The organism is Arthrobacter sp. Y3223164 (genome assembly GCF_059091005.1).
The window spans coordinates 1-1,139 of the sequence record NZ_JBNHGF010000611.1; the positions used below are offsets into that span (position 1 = coordinate 1).

At 71.0% G+C, this 1,139-nt stretch carries 2 protein-coding genes; both read left to right on the top strand.

What is annotated here, in order from left to right; translation table 11 throughout:
• On the top strand, positions 1–457 hold a 457-nt coding region (locus AC5RUJ_RS16830), incomplete at its 5' end, for an ICP22 family protein (protein ID WP_494156312.1).
• Positions 458–703: 246 nt separating this feature from the next.
• Entirely contained in the window at positions 704–871 is a 168-nt protein-coding gene (locus AC5RUJ_RS16835) for a hypothetical protein (RefSeq protein ID WP_494156313.1), read from the top strand.
• Positions 872–1,139: the final 268 nt, after the last annotated feature.

The following is a 1,139-nucleotide window of genomic DNA, read 5'->3' on the forward strand; positions in this document are numbered from 1 at the left end:
GGAGAAACCGCTGGGGGCTGATGCCCCTGACGCGGCGGAGGTAGCGCTGGGTGCGGAGGCGGCGGTGGGCGCCGAGAGGCTTGAGCCCGCGGACATGCCGCTGGGGGCTGAAGCGGCTGTGGGTGCCGACAAGCTTGAGCCCGCGGACATCCCGCTTGGGGCTGAAGCGCTGGTTGGCGCCGACATCCCGCTTGCGGCTGAAACGCCGGTGGACGCGGAGACCCCGCTGGGGGCAGACGGACCGGAAACGGCCGAGGCAGGGGATACGCCGGATCCCCCCGACATCGCAGGACCACCGGGGAAGCCGGACGTTGCGGAGCCAGCCGACGTCGCCGACCCGGCCGGTTCGGCCCGGGCAGCCGGCATCGCCGGTTCAGCAGAAGACGGAGAAGGCGCCGAGGCCGAGCCGGACATGAATCCGGTCATCCCGGCAGCGGCCGGTGCCGGCTGCGGATGACCTGCTTGCCCAACAACCGGTTGGGAAACCGGCGCGGGCGCACCTACCGTAGCGGTGTTGGCGGGCCAACCTCCGTCTGCCGGCTGCGGCCGGCTAGTAGGTACTTTTGGGTTTGACTCACCCGCTGTCACCGACGCGTCTTCGACGGTTTGAATCTGCAGGTCGATGCCGAGCACTTGCTGGATGGCCTGACGCACGTTGTCCGCGTGGTCGCCGTTGTTGAAGTTGGTGGCGGACCCCTGGTTCTTGAAGCCGAGCGTCAGCGCCGTGCCGTCGAGGCTGAGCGGCGAGGCATTCGTGCTGACGTTCATCCACGTCACCTTGCGGATGCCGCTGAGCGTGGTCAGGATCTCCGGCCAAGCGCGGCGGATCATCTCGATCTGCCCGGACGCCTGGGGGCCGGACTGGCCCTGACGAGGAGCGTGCGCCGGCGGTGCGGCCTGTTCCGGACGCGCCGGAGCCTGTTGTCCCGGAGCCTGCGCCTGTGGTGCAACGGGATCCGGTTGTGCCGGAGCCTGCGGTGCTGCATGCGCCTGCCGCTGCGGTCCGCGCTGCTGCGCCGGGGGCTGGCCCTGTGCCTGCGACCGCTCGTTGGCTGCCGCTACCGGCGCCGCCGTGTTCCGGGGAGATTGAGCCGGCTGACCCGATCCACGGGCCTGGTCTCCGGCCGGCGGGGCGGGGC